Annotated in this window: 14 protein-coding genes and 1 tRNA gene; 9 read left to right on the forward strand and 6 right to left on the reverse strand. The window is 63.3% G+C overall.

Features of this window, described 5'->3' with window-relative positions:
• Positions 1–5: 5 nt before the first annotated feature.
• Positions 6–1,487, reverse strand: coding sequence for a PLP-dependent aminotransferase family protein (locus HS961_RS20230; RefSeq protein ID WP_238347966.1), 1,482 nt, complete (start codon positions 1,485–1,487; stop codon positions 6–8).
• Positions 1,488–1,746: 259 nt separating this feature from the next.
• On the opposite strand from HS961_RS20230, the gene HS961_RS20235 reads away from it, so the two are divergent.
• Positions 1,747–2,142: a hypothetical protein gene (locus HS961_RS20235; RefSeq protein WP_182325095.1), complete on the forward strand. Its 396-nt coding sequence runs from the start codon at positions 1,747–1,749 to the stop codon at positions 2,140–2,142.
• 1 nt (position 2,143) lies between these two features.
• On the opposite strand, the gene HS961_RS20240 is transcribed toward HS961_RS20235, so the two are convergent.
• Positions 2,144–3,415, reverse strand: a complete 1,272-nt coding sequence (locus HS961_RS20240) for an RsmB/NOP family class I SAM-dependent RNA methyltransferase (RefSeq protein WP_182325097.1) — start codon at positions 3,413–3,415, stop codon at positions 2,144–2,146.
• A gap of 46 nt (positions 3,416–3,461) precedes the next feature.
• Entirely contained in the window at positions 3,462–5,423 is a 1,962-nt protein-coding gene (locus HS961_RS20245; RefSeq protein WP_182325099.1) for a hypothetical protein, read from the reverse strand.
• A gap of 164 nt (positions 5,424–5,587) precedes the next feature.
• Between HS961_RS20245 and HS961_RS20250 the strand changes: the two genes are divergently transcribed.
• Entirely contained in the window at positions 5,588–5,848 is a 261-nt protein-coding gene (locus HS961_RS20250) for a DUF1653 domain-containing protein (RefSeq protein WP_238347680.1), read from the forward strand.
• Between the two features lie 16 nt (positions 5,849–5,864).
• Here the strand turns inward: HS961_RS20250 and purN are convergent, their stop codons facing one another.
• Positions 5,865–6,446, reverse strand: coding sequence for a phosphoribosylglycinamide formyltransferase (gene purN, locus HS961_RS20255; RefSeq protein ID WP_182325101.1), 582 nt, complete (start codon positions 6,444–6,446; stop codon positions 5,865–5,867).
• A gap of 120 nt (positions 6,447–6,566) precedes the next feature.
• Between purN and HS961_RS20260 the strand changes: the two genes are divergently transcribed.
• The gene (locus HS961_RS20260; protein ID WP_182325103.1) at positions 6,567–7,886 is read left to right on the forward strand and encodes a methyltransferase domain-containing protein; all 1,320 of its coding nucleotides are present in this window, start codon (positions 6,567–6,569) and stop codon (positions 7,884–7,886) included.
• An 86-nt stretch (positions 7,887–7,972) separates the two neighbouring features.
• On the opposite strand, the gene HS961_RS20265 is transcribed toward HS961_RS20260, so the two are convergent.
• Entirely contained in the window at positions 7,973–8,530 is a 558-nt protein-coding gene (locus HS961_RS20265) for an HNH endonuclease (protein ID WP_182325105.1), read from the reverse strand.
• Between the two features lie 202 nt (positions 8,531–8,732).
• Between HS961_RS20265 and HS961_RS20270 the strand changes: the two genes are divergently transcribed.
• The 6 genes from HS961_RS20270 to HS961_RS20295 all read left to right on the forward strand — a co-directional run bounded on the left by HS961_RS20270 (position 8,733) and on the right by HS961_RS20295 (position 16,697).
• Positions 8,733–9,773 (forward strand): bifunctional riboflavin kinase/FAD synthetase, encoded by a 1,041-nt coding sequence (locus HS961_RS20270; protein ID WP_182325107.1) that lies wholly within the window; start codon positions 8,733–8,735, stop codon positions 9,771–9,773.
• 150 nt (positions 9,774–9,923) lie between these two features.
• Positions 9,924–12,779: an isoleucine--tRNA ligase gene (gene ileS / locus HS961_RS20275; RefSeq protein ID WP_182325109.1), complete on the forward strand. Its 2,856-nt coding sequence runs from the start codon at positions 9,924–9,926 to the stop codon at positions 12,777–12,779.
• The gene (lspA, locus tag HS961_RS20280; protein ID WP_182325112.1) at positions 12,779–13,297 is read left to right on the forward strand and encodes a signal peptidase II; all 519 of its coding nucleotides are present in this window, start codon (positions 12,779–12,781) and stop codon (positions 13,295–13,297) included. Before ileS ends, lspA begins: the two co-directional genes overlap by 1 nt.
• Positions 13,298–13,501: 204 nt before the next feature.
• A complete protein-coding gene (locus tag HS961_RS20285) occupies positions 13,502–15,160 on the forward strand; it encodes a Na/Pi cotransporter family protein (protein WP_182325114.1) in 1,659 nt (552 codons plus the stop codon).
• A gap of 68 nt (positions 15,161–15,228) precedes the next feature.
• Positions 15,229–15,316: transfer RNA gene (locus HS961_RS20290), tRNA-Ser, on the forward strand.
• A 178-nt stretch (positions 15,317–15,494) separates the two neighbouring features.
• Entirely contained in the window at positions 15,495–16,697 is a 1,203-nt protein-coding gene (locus HS961_RS20295; protein WP_182325116.1) for a tyrosine-type recombinase/integrase, read from the forward strand.
• On the opposite strand, the gene HS961_RS20300 is transcribed toward HS961_RS20295, so the two are convergent.
• Positions 16,687–16,905, reverse strand: coding sequence for a helix-turn-helix transcriptional regulator (locus HS961_RS20300; protein ID WP_182325118.1), 219 nt, complete (start codon positions 16,903–16,905; stop codon positions 16,687–16,689). The genes HS961_RS20295 and HS961_RS20300 overlap by 11 nt on opposite strands.

Here is a 16,905-nt window from a genome sequence, read left to right on the forward strand (position 1 = left end):
GCGCATCAAGCCCGGGGTGGCAGACCGAGTTGCGCATGCATCATGCGCCCCAGGCTGCGGTAGGCATCGTCCACTGCATCGGTAAACGGCATGCCGCAACTCAGCCGCAAAAAGTGGTCGTAATGGCCGGTGTTGCTGAACATATCGCCGGGCGCCACACGGATGCCCACGGCCAGTGCCTCGTCATAGAGGCGGCTTGACGAAATCTGCTCGGGCAGCTCCAGCCAGATGCTGAGGCCCCCGGCCGGCAAACTCAGCCGCGTGCCGATGGGGAAATACCGCGCCACCGCCTGCGCAGCGGCCTGGCGCTGCACCCGCAGCTGCTGGCGCAGGCGCACCAGATGCCGCATGTACGAAGGCGATCCCACCGTGCGCGCGCCCAGCAACTGCGGCCAGACTGGTAAGTTGCGCGAGCGCGCAAACTTGATCATCTGCACCCGCTCCTGCCAGCGCCCGGCATTCATCCAACCCAGGCGCAGGCCCGGCGCATAGCTTTTGGACAGCGAAGAGCAGTAGATCACCGAGCCATCGGTGTCCCAGGCCTTGCAGGGCTTCAGCACCTCGTCGGATTCGACAAATTCGCGGTAGATATCGTCCTCGATCAAGGCCACCCGGTACTCGCGGCACAAGGCCACCAGGCGCTTCTTGTGGCTGTCGGGCATGGTGGCGCCCTGGGGCATCTGTAAATGGGGCACCACCACCACGGCCTTGAGGTTGGGATGGGTGCGCAAGGCCAGCTCCAGCGCCTCGATCGACATGCCCGTGTGCGGGCTCGATGGAATCTCCAGCGCCTGCAGCTTCTTGGCTTCGATCGCTTGCAGGATGCCGTAAAAGGTCGGCGATTCAATCGCCACCATGTCGCCCGGCTGGGTCAGCGCATCCAATGCCAGGTTGACCGCCTCGGAGTTGCCAAAGGTGGCACCAATGTCCATGGGCGCCAGGCGCACCCCAAAGCCCAGCGCATAGCGCGCCATCGAGGCCTGAAAATCCGGATGCGTGAACGGCGCCGAAGGGCCATGCACCAAAATCTGCGGCTGCTCGCGCAGCAAGGCGACGGCCAACTGGTTCAGCAGCTTGGCATCAAACAGCTCGGGCGCCGGCATCGCACTGCCCAGATCGACTTTCAACGGCCCCTTGAGGCGCGCCTTGTTCAGGTACTCGGCCGCACGCTCGCCAATGCCTTCAAAGCGGTGGTCCTGCATGGGAAATGGCGCCAGCTGCAAGGGCTCGCGCGCGGCGGGCATTTGCAAAGCGGTGTCGCTGACGAAATAGCCCACGCGGGGCCGCGCCTCGATCAAGCCACGCGACTCAAGCACGCGCAGCACCTGCAGCGCCGTGCTGTGGCTGACATGGTGCAGACGCCGGATATCGCGCACCGAGGGCATGCGCGCGCCCACACCCAGGCTCTGCTGGGCAATCGCTTGCTCAAAATGCGCCGCGATGCGCTCGTACAGAAACGCGTCATCGGCAGCGGGGCTGTCCGCCACCTCCGCAACAGTATCTACCGAGGTATCGCACAGACTTTCTTCTAACAGCGGCACAGCAGGCCTCCTGGGTCCAACAATCAGGGCTATGGTCTCAGGTTCAACCCTGACAGAACAGATACAGAAACCGCCATTTTGAACCAGAACAGCTGCTTTGTGCTTGCGCTGTTCTGCCCGCCAACGCCAGCAGCTGTGCCTGTTGCGATACCCGGGCTTTTTTTACGCTAGAGCCCTGTTCTGAAACGCTCAGGAAAGCGCAAAAATGACCTCCAGCACCGCCACCACCGCCCGCTTCGCCCCGACCCTGCCCAGCACTGCAGCGGCAACGGCCCAGGCCAGCGCCGCAACGCCGCCAAACCTCCAAAGAAGCAGCCTGGCCTTTCGCGCAGGCCAGGGCCAATGGTTGTATCTGGAAGCGGGCAGCAGCCTGTACTGCAATGCCGGGCAGCTGCAAATCAGCTCCCCCTGGCACAGTGGGCTGCGCCTAGTGGCCGAGGATGCGCCGCATTGCAATGGCGCGCATGCTGGCTGGTACTGGCTGCAAGCAGAAGGCCTGCAGCCCGCCCAGTTGCTGGTGCAGGTGCAGGCCTATGCGGGCTGGGGTGCCGGTTGGCGCAGTGTGGCCAACTGGCTGGGTCTGCTAGGCTGGAAAGACTGACTTACTTGCGTTGCCAGACGGCGGCAAAGAAACCGTCGGTCTGGTGCAGGTGCGGCCACAGGCGCAGGTACAGGCTGCCGCTTTCGCCGCCGCTGCACAGGCTGGCGGCTTGCTCCACCTTCAGGCCCTCCAGCAGCGCGCCGGCATCCAGCGGTTCAAAGTCCGGGTGGGCGGCGGCAAAGGCCTCGGCAATCGCCTCGTTCTCAGCTGGCAAGATGCTGCAGGTGGCATAGACCAGCCGGCCGCCAGACTTCACCATCCGGGCGCTGCTGGCCAGAATGGCGGCCTGCTTGGCGCTCATCTCTTCAATCCCCTGGGGGTTCTGGCGCCACTTCAAATCAGGATTGCGGCGCAAGGTGCCCAGGCCCGAGCAAGGCGCATCGACCAGCACCCGGTCCATCTTGCCGACCAGGCGCTTGACGCGCTCGTCGCGCTCATGGGCAATCGCGGCGGGGTGCACGTTCGACAGGCCCGAGCGGGCCAGGCGTGGCTTGAGCGCTTCGAGGCGGTGGGCCGACACATCAAAGGCGTACAGACGCCCGGTACTGCGCATGGTCGCGCCAATGGCCAGGGTCTTGCCGCCAGCACCGGCGCAAAAGTCGGTCACCATCTCGCCACGCTTGGCATCCAGCAGCAGGGCCAGCAGCTGCGAGCCCTCGTCCTGCACCTCGACACGGCCTTTGACAAAGGCATCGAGGCGCGACAGCACAGGCTTGTCTGCCACGCGCAGGCCCCAAGGCGAGTACGGGGTGATTTCGGCCTTGATGCCGGCAACCTTCAGCTCTTTTTGCAGCTCGGCACGCTTGGTCAGCAAGGCATTGGCGCGCAGATCCAGCGGCGCCATCTCCAGCATGCTGGCAGCCAGCTGCTCGAACTGGTCGCCAACCTGGGCCTGCAGCGGCTCGACCAGCCAGTCCGGCAGGTTGTGGCGGTGCTGGGGCATGAGGCTGTCGGGCGGAATGGCGTCGCAGTCGTCGAGCCATTTGACTTCCTGGTCCGTCAGCGCGCTTTTGACAAAGCTGCGCGGGCCGGCAAAGCCCAGAATGGCCAGGCGGCGCTCGCGCGCGCCGCTGCCCGAGCGAGCCAGCGATTCAAACAGGGTTTTCTTGCGCAGCACGGTGTAGACCGTCTCAGCCAGGGTGCCCCGCTCGCGCGGGCCCAGGTTGCGGTGGTCACGGAAATAACGCGACACCACGGCATCGGCCGGGTGTTCAAAGGTGAGGGCCTGCGCAACCAACTCGGCGCAGGCATCTAATAGGGCTTTGGGATGCATAGGGCGCTATTGTCCCATTGCGCCAGTATCCGGGCGCCAGGCCCGGCTACCCGCGCAGGGGCGCGGCCGCACTGCGGGCAGCGGCAGGCTGGACGCTGCGGTCGTACAACAGCGCCCAGGGCATGGCCGCCAATTGCCTCAGCGCCGTGGGGCCCAGCTCGTCCACATGGGTCAGCCATAGCGGCATCAGCTTGCACAGCAGCAGCTCGCGCTCCAGATAACCGCGCCATTGCTGCTCCAGCCGCTTGTTCTCCTGGTAGTGCAAGCCTGGCCGGTCCAGCACCAGCACCAAGGCATAGGCGCCGGGCAGTGCTCGCAGCGGCCGCGCCATCAGCCAGGCGCGGCGCAAGCGGGGGCAGTGCTGCAAGTGGATCTGGAGCACGGCCAGCTCCGATGCCCAGAGCGGATGCGGCAGCGCCGTGCAGGCGCGTGCGCCCAGCAGGCTGCCCTGCTCCATCTGTTCCTGGCGCAGCGCCTGCAGCTGCGCCCGGGCCTGCAGCTCGCGCGCATGCCAGTCGTCGCGCAGTTGCCGCACCGATGCCTCCTGCACATCCTCGTCCTCCAGCACATCGAGCACGCCAGAAGCCAGCCGGCACCAGGCAGCGCCCATGGCGGGCAGGCATGCATAGGCCTGCGCCAGGTACGCGAGCTGTGCCTCGCCGTCCATGCCCATGTGCAGGCTGGCGCAGGCCGCCAGCGCGCGGGCGTTGTCAGGCTCCAGCTGCAGCGCGCGTTGGTAAATCGGCAAGGGGGCATCCTGGTGCTGCAAGGCACTGCATTGCAGCTGCCAGCCCAGCTCCACCAGCTGGTCGGCATCCAGATAGGGCTCGCGCGGCATCAGCACCTCCACGCGCCCGGCTGCAGTACTCAAAATCTGGCGGTAGGCCACCCAGTCATGGCCGTGGCGCACACACCAGCGCTGGTCCAGCAGTTCAATCCAGCGCTCCGAGCGCTTGCCCAGCCAGGCCAGGCAATTGCTGCTGGACATGGGGGTGAGGCCCGGGGGAACATCCAACCCACGCAGGCGCTCGCGCAGGCTGGGGGGCGTGTGCTGGTAGCCGGCTGGCGCGTAGTACTCCTGCTTCCAGCCCTGGTAGACCCAGTTGACATCCATGCTGTGGTTCATCACCCCGGCCATCAGGCTGAAGGGCCCCATCGGCGATGCCAGCTCGCGGGCGCGCAGCCAGTGCATGGTCCAGAACTGCTCGCGGAACCAGCGCCCGCGCACGGCCACTTCGGACAGCGCCTCACCCATCAGCGGCTTGCTCACCCAGCGCGCCGCCATGCGGTCAGCCACCACCTCGTCCTGGCGTGCCACCACAAAGCTCGCGGCCCACCAGCGTGGCAGGTACCAGCGCATAAAACGTTCGTTGGCCCAGCCCAGATGCGTCATCTGGCGGGCATCGGCCAGCCGCTCATGCAGGCCCTGCAGGCGGCGGCGGGCGCGGTAGACCGCCGCCTGCAACCAGCCCTGGCGGCGGCGCAGATGGCTGTATTCCTGGGCAATCATCGCGACCAGGCGCGACCGGTCAATCGCCATGGCCAGCGGCAGGCCCAGCAGCAGGTGGTGGCGCGCGGGCAGCAGCCCGCCCAGCCGCATCTGCTGGGCAATGCGCAGACCATAGTCTTCGGTGATCACCAGATGGGTGATGCGGGGCCCGCCCACCTTCTGGCGCACCCGATCCAGCGCTTCGAACAGGCGTGGGCATTCGGCTGCCGGCACCGCAATGCCGTCTGGCACCTGCCAATCAGACCGGGTCAGCCGCAGCACACTGATCAGCAACGCCAGGCCGGCAAAAAAGCCAAAGATCTGCAGCCCGTAAAAGCCCTGGTAGACATAGGACAGCACGGCCCAGGCGAGCAGCCCAATCCCAAGCAGCAGCCCGCCCCAAATCCACAGCCCTGCCAGCAAGGCCATACCAAAAACCCGGCGTTGAAACCTGGCCGGGTCGCTCACAGCGGCCAGCGCATAGGCATCGACCCGCTGCACAAAATCGATCTGTTCCACCCCACCCCCGAAAAAAATTCTTGTCCAGCAGCCCAAGGGACCCTCTGCAAAACTCCCTGCCGTGGTCTGAACGCGGGCTCGGGCGATCCGCGTCCATCCCCATTGGGCGACGGTTTTGCAGACGGTCCCAGGATCATCTGCTAGTCTTATTTATTTTTCAGATTATGGAACAGCACACCATGCCAGCACCAGCTATTTCGCCCGGGCTCTACCGCCACTACAAGGGCCAGCTCTACCAAGTTTGGCAGCTGGCGCAGCACAGCGAAACGCGAGAATGGCTGGTGGTTTACCAAGCGCTGTATGGCGACTTCGGATGGTGGGTGCGGCCAGCGGCCATGTTCAGCGAGGACGTGGAAGTGAACGGCCAGCGCCAGCCCCGGTTTGCGGCTTATAAGCCACAGACCGAAACACCTGACCAGGTTTGACAGCGTTGGCCAGCGCTCAGCGTGCCTGCAGCAGCGCGCGCACGGCCTTGGGGTAGATCTGGTGCTCCTGCACCAGCACGCGCGCGGCCAGCAGCTCGGCCGTATCGCCCGGCAGCACAGGCACCAGGCCCTGCTCCAAGATGGGCCCTGCATCCAGATCGGCAATGACCTGATGCACCGAGCAGCCGGCGAACTTGCAACCGGCATCAATCGCCCTTTGGTGGGTATGCAGGCCCGCAAAGGCAGGCAACAGCGAGGGATGGATATTGATCAGCCGGCCGCTGTAGTGCGTGACAAAGCCTGGCGTGAGAATGCGCATAAAACCGGCCAGCACCACCAAGTCGGGCGCATGGGCGTCAATGCATGCCATCAGCGCGGCATCAAAGCTCTCGCGGCTGTCATAGGCCTTGTGGTCCACTACCGCCGTCGCAATGCCCTGCTGCTGGGCAAACGGCAGGCCGCCCGCGTTGGCCTTGTTGCTGATGACGGCCGCCACCCTCGCTCCCAAGCTCTCCTGCCAGCGCTCTTGCTGCGCGGTACGTACGATGGCCGCCATGTTGGAGCCGCTGCCGGAGATCAGGATGACGATGTTTTTCATGGAGGCGGCATTATCGCAGGGTGCCGAACGTCCCGAAACACGCTGCACCCTCAAATGGCGGATAATCAAAGGCTTTACTGAATTCACAGCCACGTTTACGGGCTCGCCCGCAGTTACTCCATGAGCGCAAAAGCACCTGTCGATCCGATTCGCAAATTCCTCGAAACCGCCCGCCACCAGATTTCCGTGGGCAACCTCACGGGTGCCGCCCAAACCCTGAACGACGCACGGCATCGCGCGCCCCGTGATCCGCGCCTGTTCATGCTTGCAGGGCTGATGGCCGAGAAATCCGGCAACCTCCAAGGCGCATTCGATGCTATGCGGCGCAGCGAGACCCTGGCGCCGGATTGGGCACCAGGCCTGTTGGAGCAAGCACTGCTGTTCGCACGCCACAACCGCGAGCACGAAGCCATGTCTGCCGCAGAGAAAGTGATTGCGCTGGAGCCCAACAACGCCCGCGTGATTGCTGGCGTGATCGACATCGCTCACCGCGTTGGCAATACCGACATGGCCATCCGCCATCTGCGCCGCGTGCTGGAGCTGACCCCGGAAGACCGCGTTCTGCGCCGCTACCTGGCCGTGGATTTGGGCGCCGTGCGCCAGTACGACGAGGCACTGGCCGTATTCGGCCCACTGATCGATGAGCAGCCCGATGACCACCTGGCACGCATCGGTCGGGTGCAGATGCTGCAAGCGCGCGGCACCATGCAAGAAGCCCTTCCCGATACCACGGCCCTGCTGGCCCTGCAGCCTGAAGACAAGATCTACCAGTATTACCACCAGCTGGCCCAAGGCGAGGTGCCCGCGCATGTGCCGGTCGAGTTGACCACCCACATGTTCGATGACATGGCATCGGTCTATGACATGCACATGGTGCGCCACCTGGCCTACCAACTGCCCAAGCAGGTCGCCGACCAGCTGCTGCAGATCTACCCGAACCGCAGCTTCAATCTGCTGGATCTGGGCTGCGGAACCGGTCTGCTGGGTGCGTCGTTGGGTGCCATCGATGGCTACATCATGGGTGTGGACATGTCGAGCAAGATGCTTGAGCAAGCCGCCAAGCACAAGGTCTACTACAAGTTCCACCAGGTCAACCTGCTTGAAGCACTGGCTGCCACCCCCGCTAACACCTTCGAGGCAATCACTGCACTGGATGTGCTGATCTACGTCGGCGACCTACAGCAAACCCTCGCCGATGCCTACCGCGTGCTGGCTCCCGGCGGCGTGCTGATCTTCTCTTGCGAGCATGGTGATGTCACCGGCCCGGACACCCAGCTCCACGCCTTTGGCCGCTATACCCACACCTTGAGCAGCACCGTGCGCCTGGCCAAGGCGGCTGGCTTTGACCGTGTTGACACCCGTGATGTGGAGCTGCGCATGGAAGCCGGACAAGCCGTCGACGGCTTTGTAGTTACCGCCTACAAGCCCCAAGAAGCTTGATAGCACGGGGCTGAAAGTACAGCATTGAAACGAAAAGGCCTTGTCGCATGACAAGGCCTTTTTGCTGAACGCAGCAAAGACAGCGCTCAAGCCGTCAAACGCGAGCTTTTGGGCACATGGGCCATCAAAAACTCCATCTGGTCGGTCAGGATGCGGCGGTTGCGCAGGATAAAGTCTTCCCACAGGCTGGGGTTGTAAGGGGCGTAGAGCAGCGGCATATGCGCCTGCTCAGGCGTGCGACCTGCCTTGTGGTGGTTGCAGGATGCACAGGCCGTCACCACATTCATCCAGGTGTCCGGGCCTTTTTGGGATACGGGAATGACGTGCTCGCGGGTCAGGTGCTCTTCGTCGAAATGCTCGCCGCAGTAGGCGCAGATATGGCGGTCACGGCCAAACAGCTTGCTGTTGGTGAGCGTCATGCGCATCGCAAAGGGATCGATACCAGGCTTGCCGCGCGTGCCGATGATGCTGGCCACATCAATGCGCGACTGCAGGCCGGTGATGGCATTGTGGCCACCCCGGAAACAGGCCACGCTGGTGCCCGCCTCCCAGCGCACATCGCCTGCTGCGTAGTGCGTCACCGCCTCCTGCAAACTGATCCAGGATTGGGGAACGCCGCTTGCCGATAACTTCAACACCTTCACAATGGGCCTCCTGCGCATTGGGAATTGAACCGAAATACCGTCGGCCAGGACGCCCCTGGCCCTGAAAAAGCACCACAGTGGCCGCGTGCGCCGCACGCATGGCTGGGTGCCAAGTCATAATGGCCAATATACACTTTTATTGTGAAATTGCACACCGGCGCTCGGACAGAAAGCGCATGCCGCTACAGAAATCAAAGCAACAATGAAGATCTTCAGAGGACTTGACCACCCCGAGGTCACCCGGCACTGCGCGCTCACCATCGGCAATTTTGATGGCGTGCACCGGGGCCACCAGGCCATGCTGGCCTTGCTGCGCAGCGAGGCGCAACGCCGGGGCCTGGCCAGTTGCGCGCTCACCTTCGAGCCCCATCCACGCGACTATTTCGCCCAGGTCTTGAACAAGCCGGACCTGGCGCCCGCCCGCATCTCCACCCTGCGGGACAAGCTCGACCAGCTGGCCCAGTGCGGCATTGACCAGACGATTGTGCTGCCCTTCAACGCACGCCTGGCGGCGCAAGCCCCGCAGGCGTTTATCGACGATGTGCTGCTCAAAGGCCTGGGCACCGGCTACCTGCTGGTGGGAGATGACTTCCGCTTTGGCCACCAGCGGGCTGGCGACTACGCGATGCTGGTCGAGGCCGGCCGCCAGCTGGGTTTTGATGTGGCGCGGATGAACAGCTACGAATCCGATGGCCTGCGCGTCTCCAGCACCGCAGTGCGCCAGGCGCTGAGCCAGGGCGATATGCCGGCGGCTGCCAAGCTGCTGGGCTACCCCTATGCGATATCCGGCCATGTGGTGCACGGCCGCAAGCTGGGCCGCCAGCTGGCTGAAAGCCGCGCGGGCGCGGGTGATGGCTTTCGTACCCTGAACCTGCGCTTTGACCATTGGAAACCGGCTGCCAGCGGCATCTTTGTGGTGCAGGTGCATGGTCTGTCCGAGCAGCCCCTGCCGGGCGTCGCCAACCTGGGCGTGCGGCCCTCGCTGGACCCGAATGATGTCAACGGCGGCCGCGTGCTGCTGGAAACCCACTGCCTGCAATGGCCCGCTGAACTGGGTGGTGACGGGGCATACGGTAAACTCATCCGGGTGGAACTTCTACACAAACTGCACGACGAGCTCAAATACGACAGTCTGGATGCCCTGACCACAGGGATTGCCAAGGACTGCGCGGATGCCCGTGCCTTCTTCCATACGGCCAGCCACGCCGAAACCCGTCGCCAAACCACGCGCGACCGAATTTGACGCTGACCTGACTGCGCCCTGCTGCGCAGAAGTCAGCGCTCACCTGCACCAGCTTGCACGTCAGACAACGCTTCTGCGCAAACCATTTCTCCACTGACCGGCATGATCACCCCGCCCGGATCAGGACCATGTTTTGCTTTGAAGGTATTTATGTCCGACAAATCGTCCCCCGCAGAAAAGGCCTCTGCGTACCGCGCCACCTTGAACATGCCCGACACCCCGTTTCCGATGCGGGGCGATCTGCCCAAGCGCGAACCGGCCTGGGTGCAGGAGTGGGAAGACAAGGGCATCTACAAGCGTTTGCGTGATGCCCGCAGCGGCGCGCCCAAGTTCATCCTGCATGACGGCCCGCCCTATGCCAACGGCAAGATCCACATCGGCCACGCTGTCAACAAGATCCTGAAGGACATGATCGTCAAGAGCCGCCAACTGGAAGGCTATGACGCGCTGTACGCGCCGGGCTGGGACTGCCACGGCCTGCCGATCGAGAACGCCATCGAAAAACTGCATGGCCGCAACCTGCCCCGCGACGAGATGCAGGCCAAGAGCCGCGCCTTCGCCACCGAGCAGATCGGCCAGCAGATGGCGGACTTCAAGCGCCTGGGCGTGCTGGGCGACTGGGACCACCCCTACAAGACCATGAACTATGCCAATGAGGCGGGCGAGCTGCGCGCACTCAAGAAGGTCATGGAGCGTGGCTTTGTCTACCGGGGTCTCAAGCCCGTCTACTGGTGCTTTGACTGTGCCTCGTCGCTGGCCGAGTTTGAGATCGAATACGCCGACAAGCAAAGCCAGACCCTGGATGTGATGTTCCCGGCCGCCGACCCGGCCAAGTTGGCAGCCGCCTTCGGCCTGGCCAAGCTGGACCAGGAAGCCTTCATCGTCATCTGGACGACCACCGCCTGGACCATCCCCGCCAACCAGGCGCTCAACGTCAACCCCGAGCTGGAATACAGCTTGGTGCAGACCGAGCGCGGCCTGCTGATCCTCGCCAGCGCACTGGTGGACAAGTGCCTGGAGCGCTGGAGCATCGAAGGCCAGGTCATCGCCTCGGCCCCCGGCAAGGTGCTGGACCACATGCCCTTCAAGCACCCGCTGGCCCATGTGGACAAGGGATACGACCGCATCTCGCCCGTCTACCTGGCCGACTACGCCACGGCCGACGACGGTACCGGTATCGTGCACTCGGCGCCTGCTTACGGCCTGGATGACTTCAACTCCTGCGTGAACAACGGCATGGACTACAAGGACATCCTCAACCCGGTGCAGGGCAACGGCGTCTACGACCCAGAGCTGCCGCTGTTTGGCGGCCAGCACATCTGGAAGGCCGTGCCCGTGATCCTGGACGCGTTGAAGGTGGCCGGCCGCCTGATGGACACCAAGACCATCACCCACAGCTACCCGCATTGCTGGCGCCACAAGACGCCGGTGATCTACCGCGCCGCTGCCCAGTGGTTCATCCGCATGGATGAAGGCGAAGGCGTGTTCACCGACCCGGCCCAAAAGCCCGCGCAGACCCTGCGCCAGATCGCGCTGGACGCCATCGAGCACACCAGCTTTTACCCGGAAAACGGCCAGGACCGCCTGCGTGCGATGATCGCCGGCCGCCCGGACTGGTGCATCTCGCGCCAGCGCAGCTGGGGCGTGCCTATCCCCTTCTTCCTGCATGTGGACACGGGCGCGCTGCACCCGCGCACGATGGAGATCCTCGACCAGGCGGTCGGCATCGTCGCCGAGGGCGGCATCGAGGCCTGGAGCCGCGTGACCGGTGAAGAGATCCTGGGCGCTGACGAGGCCAAGCTCTACACCAAGAGCACCGACATCCTGGAAGTTTGGTTCGATTCGGGCTCGACCTTCTGGCATGTGCTGCGCGGCACCCACCCCGAGCACCACCACGACAGCGGGCCCGAGGCCGACCTGTACCTGGAAGGCCATGACCAGCACCGCGGCTGGTTCCACAGCTCCTTGCTGCTGGCCTCGGCCATCTTTGGCCGCGCGCCCTACAAGGGCCTTCTGACCCACGGCTTCACCGTGGACGGCCAGGGCAAGAAGATGTCCAAGTCGGTGGGCAACACCGTCGCGCCGCAGGATGTGAGCAACAAGATGGGCGCCGAGATCATCCGCCTGTGGGTGGCCTCGACCGACTACTCGGGCGACCTGGGCATCGACGACAAGATCCTCGCCCGCGTGGTGGATGCCTACCGCCGCATCCGCAACACCTTGCGCTTCCTGATGGCCAACATCAGCGACTTCGACGCCGCCAAGGATGCGGTGGCCTACGGCGACATGCTGGAGATCGACCGCTGGGCGCTGGCCCGCTCAGCACAGTTCCAGGCCGAACTGCTGGCGCACTACAAGGTGTATGAGTTCCACCCCGTGGTGGCCAAGCTGCAGCTGTTCTGCTCCGAGGACCTGGGCGGCTTCTACCTGGACGTTCTCAAGGACCGTCTTTACACCAGCGCCGAAGGCAGCTTGGCACGCCGCTCAGCCCAGACCGCGCTGCACCAGATCACCCAGGCGATGCTGCGCTGGATGGCACCTTTCCTGTCCTTCACCGCCGAAGAGGCCTGGAAGATCGTCGGCAACAGCGAGACCATCTTCCTGGAGAAGTTCTGCGACCTGCCCGCTGGCGACGAGGCCCTGCTGTCCAAGTGGGCCCGCATCCGCGAGATCCGCGATGTGGTCAACAAGGACATCGAAACCCTGCGTGCCGATGGCAAGGTGGGTGCATCGCTGCAGGCCGAAGTGGCCATCAGCGCCCAGCCCGAAGACCTGGCCTTGCTGCAGACTCTGGCCGACGACCTCAAGTTTGTGCTGATCACCTCGGCCGCCACGGTGGCTGCCGGTGATGCACTGAGCGTGGCCGTCAACCCATCGGACAAGGCCAAGTGCGAGCGCTGCTGGCACTACCGCGACGATGTGGGCCAGAACCCTGCGCACCCAACGTTGTGCGGCCGCTGCGACAGCAACCTGAATGGCGCGGGTGAAACCCGCCAGATGGCCTGATGAACGCCGCCGCCACCCCTTCGCTGGGCAGCGCCGGCAAGCGCCGGTTTGTGCTCTGGATGGTGCTCGCCGCTGTGATTTTCTGGCTGGACCAGTGGAGCAAGGAATGGATCCTGGCCCACTACCAGCTGGGCGAGTACACCACCATCACCGGCTTTTTCAACATCGTCCGGGCGCACAACCCCGGCGCGGCCTTCTCGTTTCTGGCCAGCGCCGGCGGCTGGCAGCGCTGGTTGTTCACCGGCATTGGCGTGGTGGTCACCTGCGTCATCACCTGGCAGCTCTACCGCCACAGCCACAAAACCCTGTTCTGCCTGGCGCTCAGCTGCATCATGGGCGGCGCCATCGGCAATGTGATTGATCGCATGCGCCACGGCTATGTTGTGGACATGCTCGACTTCCACTGGATGGGCAGCCATTTCCCGGCCTTCAACCTGGCCGATTCGGCCATCTGCCTGGGCGCCTTCCTGCTGATCCTTGATGAGCTGCTGCGCATGCGCCGGGGCGACAAAAGCTGATCAGGCTGTTCCGCGCCTCTATAGCCAACAGCTAGACACCGCCCTCGCACTGCGACGGCGGTGTTTTTTTATTGATTGTTCGCGCTCACCCCACACTATCGCTCCCAGAGGCAAACTACGACCTGGCCCGCACAAAATGTGACAGTATGGCTGCCGCCCTACAGCGCGGCCTGCGGTTCAGGGGTATAGTGTCCGGTTCGCCTTATGAAACACTTGCTCAATCTTCTTGCCGCCATTGCGCTGCTGGTTTGGGGCTCTCATATGGTGCGCACAGGGGTGCTACGCGTCTTTGGCGCCAACCTTCGCAACCTGCTGGCGCGCAGTATGAGCAACCGTTTTACCGCGATGCTGTCCGGCATCGGGGTGACGGCCCTCGTCCAGTCCAGCAGTGCCACCTCCCTGATGACCGCGTCCTTCGTCGGTCAGGGCCTGATACCGCTCACGGCCGCCTTGTCGGTCATGCGCGGGGCCGACGTGGGCACCGCGTTGATGGCGGTGCTGTTCTCCACGGACCTGTCCTGGCTGTCACCGCTGCTCATTTTCTCGGGCGTGGTGCTGTTCATCTCTAAGCAGGATTCCACCCCTGGCCGCGTGGGCCGCGTCTTTATCGGCCTGGGGCTGATGCTGCTGGCCTTGCGCCTGATTGTCGAGGCCACCGAGCCGCTGCTGGCATCCGAGGCGATCCGCGCGCTGCTGGTCAGCGTCAAGAGCGACTTCTTCATGGAGCTGCTGCTGGGCGCCATCCTGGCCGTCATTGCCTATTCCAGCCTGGCCATCGTGCTGCTGATTGCTGCCATGGCGGCGTCAGGAGCCATCACCGGCGACATGGCCCTGGGCCTGGTGCTGGGCGCCAACCTGGGCAGCGGCGTGCTGGCCGTGCTGCAAACTGCCAAATCCAGCATTGAGGTGCGCCAGGTGACCATCGGCAACCTGGTCTTCAAGATCATGGGCGTCGCCATCGTCGCACCCTTCATCGGTCTGTGGTCCACCTATGCGATGCCCTACATCAATGATGCAGGCCACTCGGCGGTGTTGTTCCACCTGGCTTTCAACATCCTCAACACCCTGGGCTTTATCTGGTTCACCGGCGTGATCGGCGACTGGATGCGCAAGCTGTTGCCCAAAGAGGAAGCCAACAAGGGCCCCCAGCGTCCGCGCCACTTGGATGCCTCGGCCCTGTCTACCCCCTCGCTGGCCATCTCCTGCGCTGCGCGTGAGGCGCTGCACCAGGCCGATGTGGTCGAATCCATGCTGATCGGCCTGCACAACGTCGTGCAGACCGACAACCTGCAACTGTCGCAAGACCTGCGCAAGCTCGATGACACCGTCGATGAGCTGTACTCCGCAATCAAGTACTACATGACCAAGATCTCGCGCGCCGAACTCGACGAACGCGAGAGCCAGCGCTGGACTGAAGTGATCAACTTCACCATCAACATGGAGCAGATCGGCGACATCATCGAGCGCGTGCTGATGGATGTGGAAAGCAAGAAAATCAAGAAGCGCCGCCAGTTCAGCAAGCAGGGCATGGAAGAAATCAATGAGCTGCATGCCCACCTGCTGGACAACCTGCGTCTGGCGATGAGCGTGTTCCTCTCGGGCAATGTGCGCGATGCACAAAAACTGCTCGAAGAAAAAGCCCGCTTCCGCGACCTGGAGCTGGCCTATTCCGCCTCGCACCTGGAGCGCCTGTCGCACAACACCGTCCCCAGCATAGAGACCAGCTCGCTGCACATCGACCTGATCAGCGACTTGAAGCGCATCAACTCGCTGCTGTGCTCGGTCGCCTACCCCATCCTGGAAGCTGCTGGCGCCCTGGCCCACAGCCGCCTCAAAGACGATCCCGAACCTGCCCGCCACTGAGGCAGCGGGCCGGAATTCGCATACAATCCCTGCTGCTGCGAGGCGACCACTCCGCCCAGCAGCCTCCAGGAAGTTTGGCAGAGTGGTCGATTGCACCGGTCTTGAAAACCGGCAACCCGAAAGGGTTCCAGGGTTCGAATCCCTGAGCTTCCGCCAGAACAACAAAAGCACCCCACCGAGGGTGCTTTTTTGTTGCCTATTCCTGGCCGCTTGATCTATATTTGGCGCCGTGTTACGCTGTGTTTACTGTTGTTATATACAGCATTTGTACAAAGCCACTAAACACCCCAATCTAAAAATTTTCGGCCCATTTGTTGGCCCATAGATCTGCGCCATGCCCAAACGTATCCTTGAAAAAACCGCCCTGGAAGTCTCACGCCTGCGCGAAGAAGGCGCCTATGCCGTGGGTGGGGTGTCCGGCCTGTACCTGCAGATTGTTGCTGGTTCGCGGGTTTGGGTTTATCGGTATATGCACCACGGCATGCGCCGGCGCATGGGCCTGGGCAGCTACCCCGCTGTCACCCTGGCCGCTGCTCGGGAGTCAGCACGCGCCGCAATGGGCTTGCGTGATAGCGGCACCGATCCTTTGCACGCCCGTGCGGCAGAGCGCGAAGCAGCACGCCTTGCTGCTGCCCAGAAAATGCCATTCGCGCAGGCGGCAGAGCTTTTTATCCGAGAGCATGAGAGTACTTGGCGCAATCTTAAGCATGCCCAGCAGTGGCGCAACACGCTGGACACCTATGCCTTCCCCGTGCTTGGCCAAGTGAATGTTGGGGATGTGGAACAGCAGCACGTTTTACGCGCACTGGCCCCAATATGGAAAACCAAAACGGAAACCGCCACCCGCTTGCGTGGCCGTATCGAGCAGATATTGGATTGGTCAACCGCTCACGGCCATCGCACCGGGCCAAACCCAGCGCGCTGGCGTGGTCAGCTCCAGCACATCCTTGCCGATCCCAACAAGGTGGCACCGGTACAGCACCACCCTGCAGTAGCGTATGCCGATTTACCCGGGTTCTACCAGCGGCTATGCAGCATCAAGGGCGAAAGCGCCCGAGCACTACAACTGCTGATATTGACTGCCGCCCGGTCGGGCGAAGTTCGCGGCATGCGCTGGGGGGAATTTGACAAAGCCACCGGTATTTGGCTGGTGCCTGCGGATCGGATGAAAAGTAAGCGACCTCACCGGGTGCCACTTCCGGCGCAAGCTTTAGCACTGCTGGAGCAGCAAGAGGCTGGCGACTCTGACGACTACGTTTTTAAATCAAACCGCGCCGGCATGCTCTCAGATATGGCGCTCACTGCGCTAATGCGGCGCCACTACCCCAGCGCCGTGCCGCATGGATTTAGATCCACCTTCCGCGATTGGGCCGGCGAATGCACGCACCACCCGCGTGATGCCATCGAGCTGTGCCTAGCCCATTCCATCGACACAAAAACAGAAGCCGCGTATAGACGCGGCGATATGCTGGAAAAGCGAACAGTGATTATGCAAGAGTGGGCCGACTATGCGGCTCCGGCGCAGCTCAGCCTGTAGTGGCGCCGGCGTCTGCTGCATCGCCGCCCCAGGCTTTGGGACAGCTTTCCAGCCAAGTCACAATTTCGCTGACAAGCCAGAACAGCTTTTGCGGCCCTGCCTTGCGTGGGTGCGGGAAGCCGTGATTCTCGATCAGGTTGCGCAGCGTCATTTCGGCAACGTCCATTTCGGCCAGCACTTCTTCTTTGTTCAAGCGGTACATCCCCAT

The sequence above is a fragment of the Comamonas piscis genome (assembly GCF_014109725.1).
GTDB lineage: Bacteria > Pseudomonadota > Gammaproteobacteria > Burkholderiales > Burkholderiaceae_C > Comamonas > Comamonas piscis.